The organism is Methylobacterium sp. EM32, assembly GCF_040593685.1.
Lineage (GTDB): Bacteria > Pseudomonadota > Alphaproteobacteria > Rhizobiales > Beijerinckiaceae > Methylobacterium.
Window position 1 is genome coordinate 52,857 of record NZ_JBEXZS010000267.1, and the last position, 19,261, is coordinate 72,117.

Here is a 19,261-nt window from a genome sequence, read left to right on the forward strand (position 1 = left end):
CTCGCCCCATCTGATCCCGCATCCGTCACGCGGGCGAACGCGAACACGCATGGCCGTCTACTTCACCGCCGACACGCATTTCGGCGATGCCCACATCCTGCGCCAGCGCGGCCGGCTTTTCGCCTCGCTTGAGGCGCACGACGAGACCCTGGTGGCGAACTGGAACGCCGTGGTCGGACCCGAGGACGAGGTCTGGCACGTCGGCGATTTCGCGGCCCATGCCGAGCGCGAGCATTGCGCCGCGGTCTTTTCCCGGCTGAACGGCGTCAAGCGCCTGGTGCGCGGCAACCACGACAGCAACCGTGTCCTCGACCTGCCCTGGGCCGACCCTCCGGTCGAGAGCGCGCGGATCACCCTGCGGGAGGAGGGCCGGGAGTGGCGGCTGTTCCTCGCGCACTACGCCCACCGGGCCTGGCCGGGCCTGTGGCGCGGCACCCGCCACCTCTACGGCCATACCCACGGCACGCTGCCCGACACCATCCGCTCCTGCGACGTCGGGGTCGATGCCTGGGAGTACCGCCCGGTGCGGCTGGCGGCGCTCGCCGCGCGCCAGGACGCCGCGACGCTGGTGCCGGAGGAACTGGCCCGGGACCGGGCGCGGGAGGAGGCCGCCCGCGCGGCGGGCGGGGATTGAGAGCGTCGAGACAAAGAGTTTTGTCCCACCCACGCCCTCATCCTGAGGTGCCGCGCAGCGGCCTCGAAGGAGGCCTCCAGACACCTCGGCGATCCCTGGAGGCCTCCTTCGAGGTCAGTCGATCGCAGACCGACTGACACCTCAGGATGAGGGGGGTGGTTGGGGGGAAACGGAGCCCATCGGGCTCCGGGACGGCGATCACCCGCCGATGTTGTACGCCGCCAGAGCCGCCATGTTGACGAGGTCGGAATCGGTCGCCCCGAGCGGGACGATCTGCACCGCCTTGTCGAGGCCGACGATCAGCGGCCCGAGAACCTGGGCGCCGCCGAGCTCCTGCAGCATCTTGGTGGAGATCGAGGCCGAGTGGAAGGCCGGCATCACCAGGACGTTGGCCGGCTGCTTGAGGCGGCTGAACGGATACTGCGCGAGCAGGTCCTTGTTCAGCGCCACGTCGGCCGCCATCTCGCCGTCATACTCGAAGTCGACCCGCATGCCGTCGAGGATCTTGACCGCCTCCTGCACCTTCTCGGCGCGCTCGGCCTTGGGGAAGCCGAAGGTCGAGAAGGACAGCATCGCCACCCGTGGCTCGTAGCCGAGGCGCCGCGCCACGCCCGCCGCCTCGATGGCGATGCCGGCGAGCTCTTCGGCGCTCGGCATCTCGTGGATCGCCGTGTCGGCGACGAGCACCACGCGGCCCTTCGCGAGGCAGAGCGAGATGCCGATCACCCGGTGCCCGGGCTTGTGGTCGATGACCCGGCGCACGTCCTCGAGGGCGATCGAGTAGTTGCGGGTGGTGCCGGTCACCATCGCGTCGGCGTCGCCGAGCGCCACCATCGAGGCGGCGAAGTGGTTGCGGTCCTGGTTGATCAGGCGCTGGCAGTCGCGGAACAGGTAGCCCTTGCGCTGCATCCGGGCGTAGAGGAACTGCGCATAGACGCTGTTGCGATGCGACTTCGCGGCGTTGTGGATCTCGATGTTGTCGCGGCCGGTGAGATCGATGCCGGCGGCCTCGGCATTGGCCATCACCCGGTCCTCGCGGCCGACCAGGATCGCGGTGCCGAGGCCCTGGTTGACGAAGGAGACCGCGGCGCGGATCACCACCTCCTCCTCGCCCTCGGCGAAGACGACACGCTTGGGGAACTTGCGCACCCGCTCGAACACCCGGTTGAGGGTGCCGGCGACGGGGTCGCGCCGCGCCGAGAGCTGGGCCCGGTAGCGGTCCATGTTGTCGATCGGCTTGCGGGCGACGCCGGTCTCCATCGCGGCCTTGGCGACGGCCGGCGGCACGGTGTGGATCAGGCGCGGATCGAACGGCACCGGGATGATGTACTCGCGCCCGAAGCGCGGCCGGGCGCCCTGATAGGCCGCCGCCACCTCGTCCGGCACGTCCTCGCGGGCCAAAGCCGCCAGCGCCTGCGCCGCCGCGATCTTCATCTCCATGTTGATCGTGGTCGCGTGCACGTCGAGCGCGCCGCGGAAGATATAGGGGAAGCCGAGGACGTTGTTGACCTGGTTCGGGTAATCCGAGCGCCCGGTCGCCACGATGGCGTCGTCGCGCACCTGGCCGACTTCCTCGACGGTGATCTCCGGATCGGGATTCGCCATCGCGAAGATGATCGGCTGCGGCGCCATCGAGGCGATCATCTCAGGCGTGAAGGCGCCCTTGACCGACAGGCCGAACACGATGTCGGCGCCGTCCATCGCCTCGGCCAGCGTGCGCTTCGAGGTCGCGACCGCGTGGGCCGACTTCCACTGGTTCATGCCCTCGGTACGGCCCTGGAACACCACGCCCTTGGTGTCGCACAGGATCACGTTCTCGGAGCGGAAGCCCAGCGCCTTGACGAGCTCGATGCAGGCGATGCCGGCCGCCCCCGCGCCGTTGACGACGAGCTTGGCCTCCGCGATGTCGCGGCCCGTGATGTGCAGGGCGTTAATGATGCCCGCCGACGAGATGATCGCGGTGCCGTGCTGGTCGTCGTGGAAGACCGGGATGTCCATCAGTTCCCGCAGGCGCTCCTCGATGATGAAGCACTCGGGGGCCTTGATGTCCTCCAGGTTGATGCCGCCGAAGGTGGGGCCGAGGTAGCGCACGCAGTTGATGAACGCCTCGGCATCCTCCGTCCCGACCTCGAGGTCGAAGGAATCGATGTCGGCGAAGCGCTTGAACAGGACCGCCTTGCCCTCCATCACCGGCTTCGAGGCGAGCGCGCCGCGGTTGCCGAGGCCGAGGATCGCGGTGCCGTTCGAGATCACCGCCACGAGGTTGCCCTTGGCGGTGTAGTCGTAGGCCAGCGCCGGATCGTCGGCGATGGCGAGCACCGGCACGGCGACGCCGGGCGAGTAGGCGAGCGACAGGTCGCGCTGCGTCGCCATCGGCTTCGTCGCCACCACCTCCAGCTTGCCCGGGCGGCCGTGCTGGTGGAACTGCAGCGCCTCCTGGTCGGTGAAGGTCGGGCGCTTGCGGCGGGTGACGGGGCGGGACTCGCTCATGCCAAGCTCTTCTTTCGACGACGGTTCACGCTGACGGCGGGACCCGTCCCTTAGGGCCATGATCCGGCCGGCTCAAGCGGAGCTGCGGCGCCAACGAGCAGTCTGGCGCCATTTTCGGCGGGGACGACCATCCCCATCTTCCCCGCAATGCCGGTCTGGAGCGTGGGCGCCGGCCTCTGTTAGTCTTGCCGACCAGGATCGCCGCGGATCCGACGACAGCCCCAAGGTCACCGGCCCGAGATCTCATGACGATGGACAGCGACACCGGCCGCCTCCTGCGCGACGAGCCCTACGACCTCGCCGAGGCGGCGCCGCCGCCGCCGCCCGCTCGCGGCCGGCGCGCGTCCGCGCCCGACGACGAGGCCAAGGTCTCGCCGATGATGGCGCAGTACATCGAGATCAAAGCGGCCAATCCCGATTCCCTGCTGTTCTACCGCATGGGGGACTTCTACGAGCTGTTCTTCGAGGACGCCGAGATCGCCTCGCGGGCACTCGGCATCGTGCTCACCCGCCGCGGCAAGCATGGCGGCGCCGACATCCCGATGTGCGGCGTGCCGGTGGAGCGTTCCGACGATTACCTGCAGCGCCTGATCGGCCTCGGGCATCGCGTCGCGGTCTGCGAGCAGACCGAGGATCCGGCCGAGGCGAAGAAGCGCGGTGGAAAGTCGGTGGTGCGGCGCGAGGTGGTGCGCCTCGTGACACCGGGCACCATCACCGAGGACCGCCTTCTCGATCCCGGCCGGGCCAACGTGCTCCTGGCGCTCTCGCGCCGGCGCGCCTCGGATTCGGCCTGGACGTACGGGCTCGCCGCCGTCGACATCTCGACCGGGCGCTTCTCCCTCGGCGAGGTCGAGGGCGCGGGGCTTGCCGCCGAGATCGCCCGGCTCGACCCGCGCGAGATCGTGATGGCCGACGCCATCCACCAGGATCCCGACCTCGCGCGCCTGTGGCGCGACACCCGCGCCGCCGTGACGCCGGTCGGCCGCGGCGACGTCGATCCGGCTTCCGCCGAGCGGGCGTTGAAGGAGCAGTTCGGCGTCCAGACCCTCGATGGGTTCGGCAGCTTCAGCCGCGTCGAGATCGCGGCGGCGGGCGCCGTCCTGCACTACATCGCCCGCACCCAGCTCGGCGCCAAGGTGACCTTAAGCCCGCCGGCCCGCCAGGCGGCCGGCGCGAGCCTGATGATCGACGCGGCGACGCGCCAGAACCTCGAACTCACCCGCACGCTCTCGGGCGAGCGGGCGGGCAGCCTGCTCGCCGCCATCGACCGCACGGTGGGCGGGGCCGGCGCGCGTCTGCTCGCCGAGCGGCTCGCCGGTCCCTCGACCGACCTCGCGCTGATCCGGCGCCGCCACGACGCGGTGGAGTTCCTGGTGGGCGAGGGTGGCCTGCGGGCCGAGCTCCGGGCCGAGCTCGCCCGCGCGCCCGACATGGCCCGGGCGCTGACCCGGATCGGACTCGGCCGCGCCGGTCCCCGCGATCTCGCGGCGCTCCGCGACGGGTTGCTCGCCGCCCGCGGCATCGCGACGGCGCTGGCTGGGGCCGGGGCGCTGCCGGGCGAGATCGGCAAGGCCGCCCGCATCCTCGCCGGGCTCGACGAGGGGCTCGCCGACGAACTGGCCGGGGCGCTCGCCGACGACCTGCCGCTCCAGCGCCGCGACGGCGGCTTCGTGCGCGAGGGCTACCGGGCGGAGCTCGACGAATCCCGCACGCTCCAGCGCGATTCGCGCCAGGTCGTGGCCGGGCTCCAGGCCCGCTACGCGTCTGAGACCGGCTGCCGGAGCTTAAGGATCAAGCACAACAACCTGCTCGGCTACTACATCGAGGTGCCGCAGGCCTTCGGCGAGACCCTGCTGAAGGATCCCTGGCGCGCCACCTTCGTCCACCGCCAGACCATGGTGGACGCGATGCGCTTCACCAGCGTCGAATTGGGCGAGCTGGAGACGAAGATCGCCAACGCCGCAGGCCGCGGCCTTTCCCTCGAACTCGAGATCTTCGAGACCCTGTCCAAGGCCGTGATGGCCGAATCCGATTCGATCGTCGCGGCGGCGAGCGCGCTCGCGGCGCTCGACGTCGCCGCCTCGCACGCAGAACTCGCCGTCGAGCTGAACTGGACGAGGCCTGTCGTCGACGACAGCCTCGCCTTCCGGATCGAGGGCGGGCGCCACCCGGTCGTCGAGGCGGCCCTGACCCGTGCCGGCGAGGCCTTCATCGCCAATGCCTGCGATCTCTCCGGCGACAAGGCGGGCCAGATCCTCCTCGTCACCGGCCCGAACATGGGCGGCAAGTCGACCTTCCTGCGCCAGAACGCGCTCATCGCCGTGCTCGCCCAGATGGGCGCCTACGTGCCGGCGGCTTGCGCCCATCTCGGCCTCGTCGACCGGCTCTTTTCCCGCGTCGGCGCCGCCGACGACCTGGCGCGCGGCCACTCGACCTTCATGGTCGAGATGGTCGAGACCGCCGCAATCCTCAACCAGGCGACCCGCCGCTCGCTCGTGGTGCTCGACGAGATCGGCCGGGGCACCGCCACCTTCGACGGCCTCTCGATCGCCTGGGCCTGCCTCGAGCACCTGCACGGCGCCAATGGCTGCCGGGCCCTGTTCGCGACGCATTTCCACGAGCTGACCGCGCTGGCCCAGCGCCTCGACCGGCTCTCCAACGCCACCCTCAAGGTGACCGAGTGGAAGGGCGACGTGGTCTTCCTGCACGAGGTGGTGCCCGGCGCCGCCGACCGCTCCTACGGCCTCCAGGTCGCCCGTCTCGCCGGCCTGCCGGCCCCGGTGATCGCCCGGGCGAAGGCGCTGCTCGCCGAGCTGGAGCGGGGGGAGGGCGGTTCTGGCCGGCGCAAAGCCCCCGCCGAGCTGCCGCTCTTCTCCGCCATGCCGGCCGCCCCGCCGCCGGCCCCGGTGGTGGTGGAGACGCCCGACCCGGTCGGCCTGCTGCTCGACGGGATCGACCCGGATTGTTTAAGCCCGCGGGAGGCGCTGGACGCGCTCTATCGGCTCAAGGCGGCCAGAACCGGGGGCTAAATAGGCGCTGGTGCTGCGCACCTTCTCGGGCCTTCCCGGCAGCTGCACGGTCTCGAAACCGGCAATCTATGCCGGATTGTCGACCCCGGCGCTGTGGCTGGTCCGGATAAGAATGTGAAGCATCGCCGGCCTCGCGCCCCGCGGCCTCAAGGCGCCAGCACCACCCCGTCCGGCGCCTCCGCCGGCGCCCCGCCGTGATATCGCCCCGCCACGTAATCCAAAGCCGCCCGGATCACCCGCTCGGAATAGGGCTTGGCGATGATCCCAGCCGCTCCCGCGAAATCCGGCGGCACGCGCTTGGCGTTGGCGGTGGTGAACAGAACCGTGGTGCCCGCCCGAGCGCTCAGGGCCTGGGCTACCGCGACGCCGGTCGGGCCGTCGGCGAGGTGGATGTCGACGAGGGCGATGTCGGGGGAGAGGTCGCGGGCGAGCGCGATCGCCTCGCCCGAGCGGGTGGCGACGCCGACCGGGACGTAGCCGGCCTCCTCCAGGAGGCATTCGAGTTCGAGGGCGATGAACGCCTCGTCCTCGACGATCAGGACCCGCAGGCCCCCCGCGCTCAATGCCCGCCGCCCAGCGGGAGGACCACGTGGGCGCGGGTGCCGGGACCCAGATCCTCGAAGGCGAGGCTGCCGCGCAGCTGGCGCACCAGCATGCCGACGAGGTCGCGGCCGAAGCCCTCGGGGTTGTCGGGTTGCGTGCCCAGTCCGACGCCGTCGTCGCGGACGTCGAGGATCAGGCGCCCGCCCTCCGCTCGCGCCGTGATGGCGACATGGCCGCTGCGGTCGCCCGGGAAACCGTGCCGGACCGCGTTGACGGCGAGCTCGTGCACCAGGAGCGCCAGGGGTGCGGCCATCGAGGCCGGCACCGCCACCGCCGCGACGTCGACCGTGAGGGCGATGCGGTCCGGGTCGAGCCCGGCTTCGAGGTCGGCGGCGAAATCGGCGGCGAAGTCGCGCAGGTCGAACCGGGCGACGTCGCTCACCGCGTAGAGCAGGCGGTGGGCGGTGGCGAGCGCGCCGATCCGGTCGGCCATGCTGCGCAGCACGTCGCGGCAGGCCGGGTCGCGGGCGCGCCGCGCCTTGAGCAGCACGAGGGATGAGATGACCTGGAGGTTGTTCTTCACCCGGTGGTCGACCTCGTGCAGCAGGGCGGTCTGCTGGTCGAGGGCGGTCTGGAGCGCCCGGTTGCGCGCCTCAAGGTCCTGGGCGAGGCCGTCCTTCTCCCGCGACAGCGTCCGCTCGGCCTGGCGGGTCCGGGTGACGTCGGTCAGCACCGCGAAGTAGGAGCGCAGGGTGCCGGCCTCGTCCCGCACCGGGGTGAGGGTCATGTCGTTCCAGAACGGATGCCCGTCCTTGCGGTAGTTCAGGAGATCGACCCGCACGGGCTCGCCCCGGGCTACCGCATCCCGCACCAGGTCGATCACCGAGGGGTCCGTGTCGGGGCCCTGCAGGAAGCGGCAGTTGCGCCCGACCACCTCGTCGGCCGCGTACCCGGTTAGCCGGCAGAAGGCGTCGTTGGCGAACACGATCGGGTTGTCGGGCAGTGCAGGGTCGGTCATCACCATCGGCGTCGCGCTGGCGCGGAAGGCGGCCAGGAAGGGCGCATCCAGGGACGACGCGCCGTGGAGAGACGACTCTTCGACGCGCATCGCCCTCGTCCCGGCCTGCCTCGGAGCGTTCAAACCGATCATCCGCAACCCGCCCGTCCGCGGCTCGGCTCCGCCGGGACGATCCGCGGCGGAGCGGGGCCGTGGCCCCGTTCCACTCAGCGAACCCGCGACCCGGGGCGGGGTTCCCGATGGTCACGTAAGCTGCGGTGGATGCAATGTTAATTCTTCATCCATCATGATCCCGCCCACATGCTGGGGTCGACTCTGCGGCGGTGGCCGCAGGCCGGAGAGGACGACGAGCGCGATGACCAAGACGGCCGGGAGAGAGGACACGGGCTGGCTCGCCCGCACCCGTGCCACCCTGCGGGACGTGGCGGCGGACCGGCGGATGGCCATGATGCTGGTGCTCGGCTTCGGCGCCGGGCTGCCGATCCTGCTCGTCTTCGCCACCCTGTCGGCCTGGCTGCGCAGCGCCGGCATCGAGCGCTCGAGCATCGGGCTCCTCAGCTACGTCTCGCTCGCCTACACGCTGAAGTTCCTCTGGGCGCCCGTCATCGACCGGATCGACCTGCCGGTGCTGTCGCGGTGGCTCGGCCGGCGCCGGGCCTGGATGCTGCTGTCGCAACTCGCAGTAGCGGCGGGCCTGGTCGCGATGAGCCGGGGCGATCCGGCGGGCGACCTCGGCTACACGGTGCTCTGTGCGCTCGTCATCGCCTTCGCCTCGGCGACGCAGGACATCGTGGTCGACGGCTGGCGCATCGATTCCGCCCCGACCGAGCGGCAGGGCATGATGCTCGCCTCCTACCAGCTCGGCTACAGCCTCGCGCGCATCTGCGCCGGCGCGGGCGCGCTGTTCGTCGCCGATGCCTTCGGCTGGGCGCCGGCCTATGGCAGCATGGCGCTCCTGATGCTCCTCGCCATCGCCGGCACGCTCGCGGCGCCGAAGGTGCCGGGGCGCGATCCCGGGCCGCGGCGCGGCTGGCGCCACGGCTTGCGCGAGGCGGTGGTCGATCCCTTCGCGGATCTCATGCGCCGCAAGGGCTCGGGGCTGGTGCTGATCCTGGCGCTCATCACCGTCTACCGCCTGCCCGACATCGTCTCGGGCATCATGGCGAACCCGCTCTACATCGACATGAAGTTCTCCCTGTCGGAGATCGCCACGGTCTCGAAGGTCTACGGCGTCTGGGTCGGCATCGCCGGGGCCTTCGCGGGGGGCATCGCGGTGAGCCGGCTCGGCCTCTACCCGGCACTCCTGATCGGCGGCATCGCGGCATCGGCCTCGAACCTGATGTTCGCCTGGCTGGCGCTCGCCGGCCACGACCTGCCGCTGCTCGTCGCCAGCATCAGCATCGACAACTTCGCCGGCGCCTTCGCCGGGACGGCACTCATCGCCTACATGTCGAGCCTGACCTCGCCGGCCTTCGCGGCGACGCAATACGCGCTGCTCTCCTCGCTCTACGCCCTGCCGGGCAAGTTCGTCGGCGGCCTGTCGGGCTTCGCCGTCGAGTCGCTCGGCTACCCGGCCTTCTTCGTCATGACCGCGGCCGTCGGCATCCCGGTGACCCTGCTGTGCCTGGGGCTCCGGATGCTGCCCGGCGAGATCGAGCCGGTGCCGGAGGAACTGCCGGCCCGGGCCTGAGGGCCGGCGCCCTGCTCCGGCCGCCCCTTGCGGAACCCGCCCCCGGCGCCCCAGCTTTAATCCCGAGCCTGTCTGTCCGCGAGGGAGCGCCCGTGTCCGAGATCGTCGCCGTCGAGCCCGCCCCGTCCCCCGTCCCGGTCGGGGCGCCGGAGCCGTTGAGCGCCGAGGACCGCGCGGCCCTGCGCCGGGCGGTCGCGTCCCTGGAGCGCCCGAGCCTCGCCGGCCGGCTCTCGTCCATGGCCGGCGCCCCCCTCGACCTGATCACCCGCGCCCTGCCGGCCCCCGTCGTCGACGCGGTCGGCCACGCCACCGAGACGGCGATGCGCGGCGCCCTGCACGTGGCGCTCGCGACCCTGCCGAAGGCGGCGGACTCCTCCTCGGAGGGCGGCTCCTCGGAGGGAGCTTTGGCGCCGCTCGGCCCCGACCTTTCGCCGTCCTGGCGCGCCCGGGCGATGGAGCTCCTGGAGCGCTTCCCGCCCGGCGACCGCGGCCACAAGGCGCTGGCGGCGGTCTCGGGCGCCATCGGGGGGGCCTTCGGCCTCTCGACGCTTGCCGTCGAATTGCCGCTCTCCACCACCCTGATGCTGCGCTCGATTGCCGAGATCGCCCAGCGCGAGGGCGAGGACTTGGGGAATCCGGAGGCCGCGCTCGCCTGCATGCAGGTCTTCGCGCTGGGCGGCCGCGGCCCCGCGCAAGGCGACGGGACGGCCGGGACCGCGGCCGAGAGCGGCTACTTCGCGGTGCGCGGCGCGCTCGCCAAGGCGATGTCGGAGGCGGCCCGCTACGCCGCCGGCCGCGGCCTCCTCGACGAGAGCGCGCCGGCGCTGATGCGCTTCGCCGGCCAGGTCGGCGCCCGCTTCGGGGGCGTGGTGTCGCAGAAGCTCGCCGCCCAGGCGGTGCCGGTGCTCGGCGCCCTCGGAGGCGCGGCTGTCAACACCGCCTTCATGGACCACTTCCAGGCCGTCGCCCGCGGCCACTTCACCGTGCGGCGGCTGGAGCGCCGCTACGGCAAGGCGGTGGTGCGGGAGGCCTTTGAGGCGGAGCGGGCGGCGCTCGGCACGGCGTAGCCTCGCCGTCGCTCATCCCCGCGCGCCGTAGCGGCCCTTGAGCAGGGCGTAGACGAGGCGCGCGGTCTGCACCTCGCCGCCCTCCGGCCGGCCGGGCTTCGTGCTCGGGTTCCAGCCGTAGAGGTCGAGATGGACATGGGCCTTCGCCGCCGGCGCGAAGCGGCGCAGGAACAGGGCCGCCGTCACCGCCCCGGCGAAGGGGCCGCCCGAGACGTTGTTGAGGTCGGCGATCTTCGAATCGAGCAAGGAGGCGTAGGGCGCCCAGAGCGGCATGCGCCAGACCGGATCGTGGACCGAGAGACCCGTGGCGGTCAGCTCGGCCGCCAGCGCGTCGTCCTCGGTGAACAGGGCCGGCAGGTCGGGGCCGAGCGCGACCCGGGCCGCGCCCGTCAGCGTCGCGAAGTCGAAGACCAGCTCGGGCTCCTGCTCGTCGGCGAGGCTCAGCGCGTCGGCGAGGATCAGCCGCCCCTCCGCGTCGGTGTTGCCGATCTCGACGGTGAGCCCGCGCCGGCTCGCCAGCACGTCGCCGGGGCGGAAGGCGTCGCCGGCGATCGCGTTCTCGACCGTTGGGACCAGCACCCGCAGGCGGATCGGGAGCCCGGCTCCCATCACCATCTCGGCGGCGGCGAGCGCCACCGCGGCGCCGGCCATGTCCTTCTTCATCAGCAGCATCGCGGCCGAGGGCTTGATGTCGAGCCCGCCGGTATCGAACACCACGCCCTTGCCGACGAGGGTGACACGCGGCGCCTCCGGGTCGCCCCAGGTCAGGTCGATCAGGCGCGGCGCCCGCGGCGAGGCCCGGCCGACCGCCGCGATGAGCGGGAAACCCTGCTCCAGCGCCTCGCCGGAGATCACGTTGACGGACGCGCCGAAGCGCTCGGCCAGGGCACGCGCCGCCGCCTCGATCTCCGCCGGGCCGAGGTCGTTCGCCGGCGTGTTGACGAGGTCGCGGCCGGCCGCCACCGCGTCGGCGATGCGGTCGATCTCCGCGGCATCCACGCCGTCCGGCGCCACCAGCCGCGCCTTCACGGCCGGCCGCTCGCGGTAGCGGCCGAAGCGGTAGCCGGCGAGCCGCCAGGCGAGCGCCGCGAGAGCCGGATCGCCGGGCGGGTTCTCGAGGCGATAGGTGCCCTCGGGCAGGGCATCGGGGAGGCGCCCGACCGCGAAGGGATCGGCCCGGCCAGTCTCGACCCCGAACAGCACCAGGGACAGCGCCCCGTCCGGCCCCGGCAGCAGGGCGGTCCGGCCGGGCTTGGCCTCGAACTCGGACGCCTTCGCGAAGGCGGCGGCCAGCGGCGGCAGCGCGGCCGCCACGGCCGGCCATCCGGCGGCGTCGACGCAGCGGATCGGGATGGCGTCCTCGGTCGCGGGCAGGAGCGTGGTCACGCGGGGCATCCCCTCCATCGAAAGGCCGGAGGGGGAGCCAAGACGCGGCGCTTGTCAATGCTCGGGCCGCCTGCACTCGGGGCGTGACGCAAGCCGTCGCAGGACCGCCCTGGCGTGGTCCCGCGGCCCCTGGAGCACTTCACGATCGCGTTGCCATCGCGAAGCTCTCTAGATCTTTGATTTTGCCGCATTGTCTTCGACGAACCGGTGTCCGCTTCGTCGGAAAATGCTCTAGACACGCTCGAAGGTCAGGTAGGTCGGCCGCCGCCCCTCCGCCGTGGTCTTGGCCTCGTAGCGGGTGCCGGGCCATTCCGGCCAGGCCGTGGTCCAGTCGGCGCTGCGGGTCGCGGTCCAGCGCAAGGCGCGGCAATTCGCGGCCCGCGCCAGGGTCCAGCCGGCGTAGTCGTCAATGTCCGAGGCAAAGCGGAACTCGCCGCCGGGCACCAGTACCCGGGCGATCTCGCGCAAGGATTCGTCCGAGACGAAGCGGCGCTTGCGCTGCCGGCGCTTCGGCCAGGGATCGGGATAGAGCAGGAAGACCCGCCCGATGCTGGCATCGGGCAACCGCGGCAGCAATTCCATCGCGTCCCTGTCCCACAGCCGGACGGTGTCGATCGCCTCGTCGTCGAGGGTGCGCAGGAGCTTCACCACGCCGTTGACGAAGGGCTCGCAGCCGATGATGCCGGTGCCCGGGTTGAGCCGGGCCTGGGCCGCGAGGTGCTCGCCGCCGCCGAAGCCGATCTCGAGCCAGGTCTCCGCGACCGGGCGGGGGAAGAGGGCGACTGGATCGAGGGGGCCATTCTCGGGCAGGCGCAGGCGGGGCAGGAGGGCGGCGAGGCGCTCCTCCTGGCCGGGACGCAGACGCTTACCCTTGCGCCGCCCGTAGAAGGCGCGGGCCCGCTCAGGCGCCGCGTCGGTGTCGTGATCGTCCATGGTATCCCGGTGCCGAAAAGGGGCGTGTGGACGCCCCGTTAGCACCGGGGCGCCGGATCAGGCGAGCGCGCTCTTGAGCTGGCCGATGAGGTCGGTGCGCTCCCACGAGAAGCCGCCATCAGCGTCCGGCTCGCGGCCGAAATGGCCGTAGGCCGAGGTGCGGGCATAGATCGGCTTGTTGAGGCCGAGATGGGTGCGGATGCCGCGGGGCGACAGGTCGACGAGCTGGCCCAGGACCGACTCGAGCTTGGCCTCGTCGACCTCGCCGGTGCCGTGCAGGTCGACGTAGATCGACAGCGGCTTGGCGACGCCGATGGCGTAGGCGAGCTGGATCGTGGCCTTGCGGGCGAGGCCGGCGGCGACGACGTTCTTGGCGAGGTAGCGGGCCGCGTAGGCCGCCGAGCGGTCGACCTTGGTCGGGTCCTTGCCCGAGAAGGCGCCGCCGCCGTGGGGCGCGGCACCGCCGTAGGTGTCGACTATGATCTTGCGGCCGGTCAGGCCGGCATCGCCGTCGGGGCCGCCGATCACGAACTTGCCGGTCGGGTTGACGTGCCACACCGTCCCGTCGGTGATCCAGGACTCAGGGAGCGCCGCCCGGATGTAGGGCTCGACGATCGCGCGCACGCCGGCCGAGTCGAGCGACTCGTCGAGGTGCTGGGTCGAGAGCACGATCTGGGTCGCCTCGACCGGGCGGCCGTCGACGTAGCGCACGGTGACCTGGCTCTTGGCGTCCGGGCCGAGCTTGGCCGCCGGGCCGACCCCGCCCTTGCGGGCATCGGCCAAGTCCTTAAGGATCTTGTGGGCGTAGTAGATCGGCGCCGGCATCAGGGCGGGGGTCTCGTCGGTCGCGTAACCGAACATGATGCCCTGGTCGCCCGCGCCCTCGTCCTTGTTGCCCGCGGCGTCGACGCCGACTGCGATGTCGGCGGACTGGGCGTGCAGGTAGATGGCGACGTCGTTGTTCTTCCAGTGGAAGCCGTCCTGCTCGTAGCCGATGTCCTTGACGGCCGCGCGGGTCAGCTCCTCAAGGTCGCGGAAGGTGACAGAGTCGGGGCCGCGCACCTCGCCCGCGATGACGATGCGGTTGGTGGTCGCCAGGGTCTCGACGCCGAGGCGCGCCTCCGGCATCACCGCGAGGTAGGCGTCGACCACGGTGTCGGAGATCCGGTCGCAGACCTTGTCCGGATGGCCCTCGGAGACCGACTCGCTGGTGAACAGGTAGTTGGAACGCGGCATGGCGTGCGGAGCCCTCAACGATCTCGTCGAGCGCGGCGCGTGCGCCGACGAAGCCCGACACTTCGATCGCGGGGTTCTGGCAGCCGGAATTCCGAACGTCAATCCGACGGACCGGAGCCGTTCGCTTTATCGAACGCTTGTGGCCCCGAGAGCGCATGGTCGACGGCGCGCACGAGGCTGCCGAGGGCCTGGCGGCGATCTCCGTCGAGATGGGTGTCGGCGGCCCGGGCCACGGCCTCGGCGAAGCCGGTCCAGGCCTCCAGCGCTTCCAGCCGCGCCTGCGGCCGGTCGCTGAGCCCGGGCTGGCCTGCGTCGCGGCCCGGCATGGACTCGAAGAAATACCCGACCGGCACGCCGAGCACGCGCGCGACGACGTCGAGGTCGGTGGCGCTCAGGCGGTTGGCGCCCTTCAGGTATTTGCCGAGCTGCGAGAGCGAGACGTCGAGCGGGGAGGCCAGCGCCTCCCGGCTCAGGCCCGCGCGCAGGCGCCGCTCTTCGATCAGGCTGCCGATATGGACGTCGCGGTAATCCGCAGGTTTCCCGGCCATCTCCTCGGCTCGCAGGTCTGCCCGCGCGTCGCGCCGCGGCGTGGAAGGCGACGGGGTGATTGTTGATTCCCGATCGTTGCAATCGCGTAAATGCCCGCGTTTCCGGCGAACGCTTCATTCGTCATAGCGGATGGCGGCGTGAGGATCGGGTCGCGCGGGCCGCGACTGGCGGCGCAGGGATCGGGGTCGTGCAGGCCACGGATGGTGGCGCAGGAACCGAGGTTGCGCGCCGCGGATCGCGGCACAGGAATCGAGGTTGCGCGTCGCGGATCGCGTCGCGCCGGGCGAGCCCATACCCGGCCTTAACGACTGGCCGGGAAGAAGAGGCAGCGTGCCGCCCGGAGCCGATCCGCCCAACGATGCCGTCCCTGCCGGATATCGCGACCCTGCGCCTGTGCAGCTCGCTCGCCACCAGCGCCTTCGCGGCGGTGTTCCTGGTGCTGTGGGCCGGTCGCCGCGACGAGACGCACTGGCCGTGCTGGGCGGCGGGGGCGGCCGCCTACGCGGCGATCCTGGCCGGCTTCGCGGCCTCCACCCACCCCCTCGTCACGGCCCTGCTCTTCGCCGCCCTCGGCATCACCGGCACGCTCATCCTCGCCGGCGTCCAGCTCTTCGAGGGGCGGCGCGGCGCGCCGGCCTGGCTGTGGGGCCTGGGCCTCGCGCCGGGCCTCGCCTACGCCCTGCCGCTCGCCGGTTTGGGCCTGGATATCGGCGAGGCGGCGGCGTGGCCGTGCCGTCTCCTCGCGACGCTGCTCATCGCCATCAACACCGCGGTCGTCGGCGGCATCCTGCTCTTCGGCCGCGCAGCCGTGCCGAGCCGGGGGCGGCGCATCGCCGGGGTGGCCCAGCTCGGCTACCTGCCGTCCTACGCGGCCGGCCTCGCGTTCGAGGCGATCGGACTCGGCAGCCTGGAGCTCGCCGCCCTGCTGCCGATGCTCTCCGACCAGCTCCTGCTCGGCCTCCTGAATCTCGGCCTCCTGGCGATGCCGGGCGAGCGGGCCCAGGCGCGGCTGCGCCTGCTCGCCGAGCGCGACCCGCTGACCGGCGCCGTGAACCGGGCTGGGCTCGCGGCCGGCATGCCGGGCGCCCCGCCGGCCGGCACGGCGGTGGTCCTGATCGACGTCGACCACTTCAAGGCGCTCAACGACGGCCACGGCCACGCCGCCGGCGACGCGGTGCTCAAGGCGCTGGTCTCCCTCGTCACGGTCCGGCTGCCCTCGCCGCGCGACCTCGTGGTCCGGCTCGGCGGCGACGAGTTCGCGGTCGTGCTGCGCGGCACGACGCTGCCCGAGGCGCTGGCCCTGGCCGAGCGGGTGAGGATCGCGCCCCGCGAGATGCCGGGCTCGCCCGCCTGGACGGTAAGCCTCGGCGTGGCGCTGAGCCGGCCCGACGACCGGACGCTGGCGGACACGATGGCGCGGGCGGACGACGCCCTCTACCGCGCCAAGGCGACGGGCCGCGACAGGGCCGCGTGAGGATCGTCATGGCGCAGTCCGCTCTCTTCCCCGCTCTCCCCCCAGCTCCGTCCTCGTCCCGGCGGCCCTGAGCGATGCTCTCGACCACCGAGATCTGCCTGCGCCTCGGCGCGGCCGTGCTCGCCGGGGGGCTGGTCGGCATCAACCGCGAGATGCATTCGAAGCCCGTGGGCGTGCGCACGCTCGGCCTCGTCGCCCTCGGCGCGGCTTTGGTGACCCTGGCGGGATCCGGTTTCTCCGGCGACGGGACCGACGCGAATGCCAGCCGGGCGATCCAGGGCACGATCACGGGAATCGGCTTCCTCGGCGCCGGCGTGATCGTGAAGCGCGAGAGCGGCGGCCGGGTGCACGGCCTCACCACCGCGGCGGCGATCTGGGTGACCGCGGCCCTCGGCATCGTCTGCGGCCTCGGCGCCTATCGTCCGCTGGCGCTCGGCACGGGCTTCCTTCTCGCCACCCTCATGCTCGGCGGCGTCATCGATCGGGCCATCGACGGGCGGAGGAGGCGCAGCGGGGCGGAGGAGCGAGCGGACGAACGAGAATGACGGGCCCTGCGCGGGGCCGGCCGGCGATGTCAGGGCGCTGCGGGTGCCGCCTGCGGCGACATCGTCAGGACGAGGGAGGCCTCCAGCACGCGCCGGCCCGACGCGTCCCGCACCGCGGCGCGGCAGCGTGCCGCCTCTCCGGTCGCTCGCTCGGCGCTCATCATCTCCGTGAGCACGGTTCGGACGTAGTCGCGCGCCGCATTCAAATCAGGCAGTTCGACCCCTATGTCGTCGAAGACCACGATGCCGTCGAACCTGTCGACGTAGTAGCAGGGCATTGGGTCAACCTTCTTCGAATGTCTGGTAGATGACTCTACCGACCACGCGAAGAAAGGTTCCCGGCGCTGCGAGAGGTGGCCGCGTCGACCGACCGGGCGCCGACGACCGCGCCGCCGGGCCGGCGTCGGCGGTCAGCCGCGGGGCTGCTGCAGGTTCAGGCTCAGGTCGATCAGCTCGCGCTGCACCGTCCGGTCGACGTCGCTCGGCGCATCCCCGGCGATCGACACCACGATGCGCTGGCGGGCTGCTTGCAGGAAGGCCTCCGCCTCCGCGCGGTCGCCCCTGAGATACAGCGATCCGAGCTTCTTCTCGCGCCAGACGACCGAGATGATGAACTCGCCCGGCGCGACTTCCTCCAACTCGACCTGGAGCGGGGCTCCCTGGAGCGTGGTTCCCGGAAGGGAAGGGCCGTCGTGAACCATGATGGCGAGAGCAACGAGCGTGAGAGAATCGGCCGGGACCGGCCGCGCTTCGCTGCCCATAGCGCGAAATCGCGCCGCGGGGTACCGCGATCTTGACGGTACGATCACCCGAACCCTTTCCGCTGAGTTCGGTCCCCTCGCACCCAAAAAAGAAGCCGCCCTCACGAGCGGCTTCAGTCAGGGAGGAAACGCCCTAGGAGGGCAGCAGCACCGCGGAAGAGCCGCGATGCTGCAATGCACCAACTCATGTTGCGCCGCATCGTTCCGTGCGAGGCTTACGCCCCGGAGAACCCGACCGTTCCTGAGGTCCGTCCCGGCGGGAGGCGGGCGGTCGTCGTGTCGCAGGCCGCCGGCAGCCCCGCTCCGAACTTCGCAGCGTGGCGAGCGTAGTACCGCCATAGCCGCCCTCCCGAGCCTCGGGGCCATTCCCGATCGCGAGGGCCGACAGTCAGGGCCGAGCGCTCAGGCCAAGCGCCTCGACCAAGCGCCCGGGCCAAATGCCAGAGCGAGCCGCATGAGCTACGACACCGACGTTCCCCCGCACCTGTCGGCGCAGCGCGCCGATCCGCCCGCCCCGGTCGATGCGCCGAAGCCCAACACGGCGATGCTCAAGGGCGACATCGATTCCGGCCGCAGCGGCGACAAGGTCGAGGTGTTCGATCCCGGCATGGCGATGCTCGGGACCTGCGAGGAGGCGGGCGGCAATGCCCTCTCGCCGAAGGACATCGCCCGGGCCCGCTTCGCCGAGATCAAGGAGAGGTGGCGCCTGTCTCCCCGCAAGCCGGGCTACGCGCATAACCGGGTCGACCCGACCCTGGCCCTGTATCTCGGCTTCATCGGCGTCGCGGGCGTCGGCCTCTCGGCGGCGATCTGGCTCGTCCGGGCCGGCGTGTAACGCGGATATGCGCCCCCGCCTCGATGGCGCGACCCGACCGGTGAGGGCGGCGCGGACCGGGGCGGGGAGCGGCGGCGTCAGGCCCGCCGGAAGGCCAGGGCCGCCCGGAACGGCGCCGCCACCAGGTTGAACAGCGCGCCGACCGTCAGGACGAGGATGACGGAGAGGAGAGCGCCGAAGATGCCGATGAAACGCATGGTGCCGCCTCGCTGAAGGGTTCGGGCCGCGTCGCCGGCGGCCGTGTCGGGGGCAGGAGGCGCCGCAAACAAGGCGGGAGTGAGGACTCGGGGTCACGCTCAAGCTCGAATCGCTGCGGTTGCGACCGTCGGTCTCATCATCGGGTCGGCGGACTGATGCCGGGCGCCACCACACGCAGAACGCCCGCCGGAGGGTTAGGACCTCGGCGGGCGCGCTGTCATCGGGGATTGGGGAATCCGCTGCTGCCTCGAAAACGTGCGGCCGGCCGACTGGTTCCGGGCCCGGAACGGAACAGCCGGGATGCGCGATTCTCGTCGGTATCACGAGGAGACGGGCTCGCCCGCCGCGACGTCCCGTCCTTCCGGAGACGAGGGGTCACGATCCGGCGCCGCGCTGCCTCGAGGCCCGCCCTTTCGCCCCATCAGGAGCACTGATATCGGCTTCGGCCGGGTGCACGTCGATCCGATCGCCCAGGTTGCCAGATGATGGATCACGGGCGGCCACATTCAGTTGCAAATCGGGAAGCCGTTCGGGTCGAGATGTCCACGCCGGGCCTCGTTGTGGCCCGTCACTGGATTTCTCCAAATTACAGCAGTGCATCCCTTATAGTTGATTTGCTCTAGGCCCTGTCCTGATAAATCGCTGCCTGCAACGGGGATGCGTAGTACGTATAGTGATACGATCACTAGCGCGAGCATCATCGTTTTCCAATTGATGCCAATCGATAGAATCGTTGGATGGGCCATCGAGATTGCCTTGCAGCAGAGCAGCGACGCCTAGAGCACTTCACGATCGCGTTGCAATCGCGAAGCGTAACCGGGGCAAAATCGCGGGCGGTCAGGCTGGTGAGGTCTGCCTGACCAAGTCTGCGAG

16 protein-coding genes are annotated in these 19,261 nt (G+C 71.6%); 7 read left to right on the top strand and 9 right to left on the bottom strand.

Features of this window, described 5'->3' with window-relative positions; translation table 11 throughout:
- Positions 1-49: 49 nt before the first annotated feature.
- Positions 50-634 carry a metallophosphoesterase gene (locus ABZT49_RS33390; protein WP_355292796.1) on the top strand — a complete coding sequence of 195 codons (585 nt, stop codon included), beginning with the start codon at positions 50-52 and terminating at the stop codon, positions 632-634.
- A 198-nt stretch (positions 635-832) separates the two neighbouring features.
- On the opposite strand, the gene ABZT49_RS33395 is transcribed toward ABZT49_RS33390, so the two are convergent.
- A complete protein-coding gene (locus ABZT49_RS33395) occupies positions 833-3,124 on the bottom strand; it encodes an NADP-dependent malic enzyme (RefSeq protein WP_355292798.1) in 2,292 nt (763 codons plus the stop codon).
- 245 nt (positions 3,125-3,369) lie between these two features.
- On the opposite strand from ABZT49_RS33395, the gene mutS reads away from it, so the two are divergent.
- Positions 3,370-6,153: a DNA mismatch repair protein MutS gene (gene mutS / locus ABZT49_RS33400; RefSeq protein ID WP_407943628.1), complete on the top strand. Its 2,784-nt coding sequence runs from the start codon at positions 3,370-3,372 to the stop codon at positions 6,151-6,153.
- A 146-nt stretch (positions 6,154-6,299) separates the two neighbouring features.
- On the opposite strand, the gene ABZT49_RS33405 is transcribed toward mutS, so the two are convergent.
- Together ABZT49_RS33405 and ABZT49_RS33410 are read right to left on the bottom strand one after the other, a co-directional pair.
- Entirely contained in the window at positions 6,300-6,716 is a 417-nt protein-coding gene (locus ABZT49_RS33405) for a response regulator (RefSeq protein WP_355292799.1), read from the bottom strand.
- A complete protein-coding gene (locus tag ABZT49_RS33410; protein ID WP_355292801.1) occupies positions 6,713-7,804 on the bottom strand; it encodes a PAS domain-containing protein in 1,092 nt (363 codons plus the stop codon). Before ABZT49_RS33410 ends, ABZT49_RS33405 begins: the two co-directional genes overlap by 4 nt.
- A 265-nt stretch (positions 7,805-8,069) precedes the next feature.
- Here ABZT49_RS33410 and ABZT49_RS33415 point away from each other — a divergent pair, with 265 nt between their 5' ends.
- Together ABZT49_RS33415 and ABZT49_RS33420 are read left to right on the top strand one after the other, a co-directional pair.
- A complete protein-coding gene (locus tag ABZT49_RS33415) occupies positions 8,070-9,404 on the top strand; it encodes an AmpG family muropeptide MFS transporter (RefSeq protein ID WP_355292803.1) in 1,335 nt (444 codons plus the stop codon).
- Positions 9,405-9,496: 92 nt separating this feature from the next.
- A complete protein-coding gene (locus ABZT49_RS33420; RefSeq protein WP_355292805.1) occupies positions 9,497-10,471 on the top strand; it encodes an EcsC family protein in 975 nt (324 codons plus the stop codon).
- A 12-nt stretch (positions 10,472-10,483) separates the two neighbouring features.
- On the opposite strand, the gene ABZT49_RS33425 is transcribed toward ABZT49_RS33420, so the two are convergent.
- The 4 genes from ABZT49_RS33425 to ABZT49_RS33440 form a co-directional block, all read right to left on the bottom strand.
- On the bottom strand, positions 10,484-11,866 hold the full coding sequence (locus tag ABZT49_RS33425; protein ID WP_407943629.1) for a leucyl aminopeptidase family protein: 1,383 nt from the start codon (positions 11,864-11,866) through the stop codon (positions 10,484-10,486).
- A 222-nt stretch (positions 11,867-12,088) separates the two neighbouring features.
- Positions 12,089-12,790 carry a tRNA (guanine(46)-N(7))-methyltransferase TrmB gene (locus ABZT49_RS33430; RefSeq protein ID WP_355292809.1) on the bottom strand — a complete coding sequence of 234 codons (702 nt, stop codon included), beginning with the start codon at positions 12,788-12,790 and terminating at the stop codon, positions 12,089-12,091.
- Positions 12,791-12,847: 57 nt separating this feature from the next.
- Positions 12,848-14,026, bottom strand: a complete 1,179-nt coding sequence (gene metK, locus ABZT49_RS33435; RefSeq protein ID WP_355292811.1) for a methionine adenosyltransferase — start codon at positions 14,024-14,026, stop codon at positions 12,848-12,850.
- Positions 14,027-14,124: 98 nt separating this feature from the next.
- Entirely contained in the window at positions 14,125-14,574 is a 450-nt protein-coding gene (locus ABZT49_RS33440) for a helix-turn-helix transcriptional regulator (protein WP_355292813.1), read from the bottom strand.
- 359 nt (positions 14,575-14,933) lie between these two features.
- Between ABZT49_RS33440 and ABZT49_RS33445 the strand changes: the two genes are divergently transcribed.
- Together ABZT49_RS33445 and ABZT49_RS33450 are read left to right on the top strand one after the other, a co-directional pair.
- Entirely contained in the window at positions 14,934-16,049 is a 1,116-nt protein-coding gene (locus ABZT49_RS33445) for a GGDEF domain-containing protein (protein WP_355292815.1), read from the top strand.
- A gap of 74 nt (positions 16,050-16,123) precedes the next feature.
- The gene (locus ABZT49_RS33450; protein WP_355292817.1) at positions 16,124-16,594 is read left to right on the top strand and encodes an MgtC/SapB family protein; all 471 of its coding nucleotides are present in this window, start codon (positions 16,124-16,126) and stop codon (positions 16,592-16,594) included.
- Positions 16,595-16,623: 29 nt separating this feature from the next.
- On the opposite strand, the gene ABZT49_RS33455 is transcribed toward ABZT49_RS33450, so the two are convergent.
- Both ABZT49_RS33455 and ABZT49_RS33460 read right to left on the bottom strand, forming a co-directional pair.
- Positions 16,624-16,872 carry a DUF6894 family protein gene (locus tag ABZT49_RS33455; RefSeq protein ID WP_355292819.1) on the bottom strand — a complete coding sequence of 83 codons (249 nt, stop codon included), beginning with the start codon at positions 16,870-16,872 and terminating at the stop codon, positions 16,624-16,626.
- 132 nt (positions 16,873-17,004) lie between these two features.
- Positions 17,005-17,295, bottom strand: a complete 291-nt coding sequence (locus tag ABZT49_RS33460; protein WP_355292820.1) for a hypothetical protein — start codon at positions 17,293-17,295, stop codon at positions 17,005-17,007.
- Between the two features lie 514 nt (positions 17,296-17,809).
- Here ABZT49_RS33460 and ABZT49_RS33465 point away from each other — a divergent pair.
- A complete protein-coding gene (locus ABZT49_RS33465) occupies positions 17,810-18,190 on the top strand; it encodes a hypothetical protein (RefSeq protein WP_355292822.1) in 381 nt (126 codons plus the stop codon).
- The last annotated feature ends 1,071 nt before the right edge of the window (positions 18,191-19,261 follow it).

Coding starts and splice junctions, on each gene's coding strand:
- ABZT49_RS33440 (WP_355292813.1), bottom strand. CDS start 14,574: ATGGCCGGGAAACCTGCGGATTACCGCGACGTCCATATCGGCAGCCTG.
- ABZT49_RS33410 (WP_355292801.1), bottom strand. CDS start 7,804: ATGCGCGTCGAAGAGTCGTCTCTCCACGGCGCGTCGTCCCTGGATGCG.
- metK (WP_355292811.1), bottom strand. CDS start 14,026: ATGCCGCGTTCCAACTACCTGTTCACCAGCGAGTCGGTCTCCGAGGGC.
- ABZT49_RS33465 (WP_355292822.1), top strand. CDS start 17,810: ATGAGCTACGACACCGACGTTCCCCCGCACCTGTCGGCGCAGCGCGCC.
- ABZT49_RS33455 (WP_355292819.1), bottom strand. CDS start 16,872: ATGCCCTGCTACTACGTCGACAGGTTCGACGGCATCGTGGTCTTCGAC.
- ABZT49_RS33460 (WP_355292820.1), bottom strand. CDS start 17,295: ATGGTTCACGACGGCCCTTCCCTTCCGGGAACCACGCTCCAGGGAGCC.
- ABZT49_RS33395 (WP_355292798.1), bottom strand. CDS start 3,124: ATGAGCGAGTCCCGCCCCGTCACCCGCCGCAAGCGCCCGACCTTCACC.
- ABZT49_RS33430 (WP_355292809.1), bottom strand. CDS start 12,790: ATGGACGATCACGACACCGACGCGGCGCCTGAGCGGGCCCGCGCCTTC.
- mutS (WP_407943628.1), top strand. CDS start 3,370: ATGACGATGGACAGCGACACCGGCCGCCTCCTGCGCGACGAGCCCTAC.
- ABZT49_RS33425 (WP_407943629.1), bottom strand. CDS start 11,866: ATGCCCCGCGTGACCACGCTCCTGCCCGCGACCGAGGACGCCATCCCG.
- ABZT49_RS33390 (WP_355292796.1), top strand. CDS start 50: ATGGCCGTCTACTTCACCGCCGACACGCATTTCGGCGATGCCCACATC.
- ABZT49_RS33415 (WP_355292803.1), top strand. CDS start 8,070: ATGACCAAGACGGCCGGGAGAGAGGACACGGGCTGGCTCGCCCGCACC.
- ABZT49_RS33450 (WP_355292817.1), top strand. CDS start 16,124: ATGCTCTCGACCACCGAGATCTGCCTGCGCCTCGGCGCGGCCGTGCTC.
- ABZT49_RS33445 (WP_355292815.1), top strand. CDS start 14,934: ATGCCGTCCCTGCCGGATATCGCGACCCTGCGCCTGTGCAGCTCGCTC.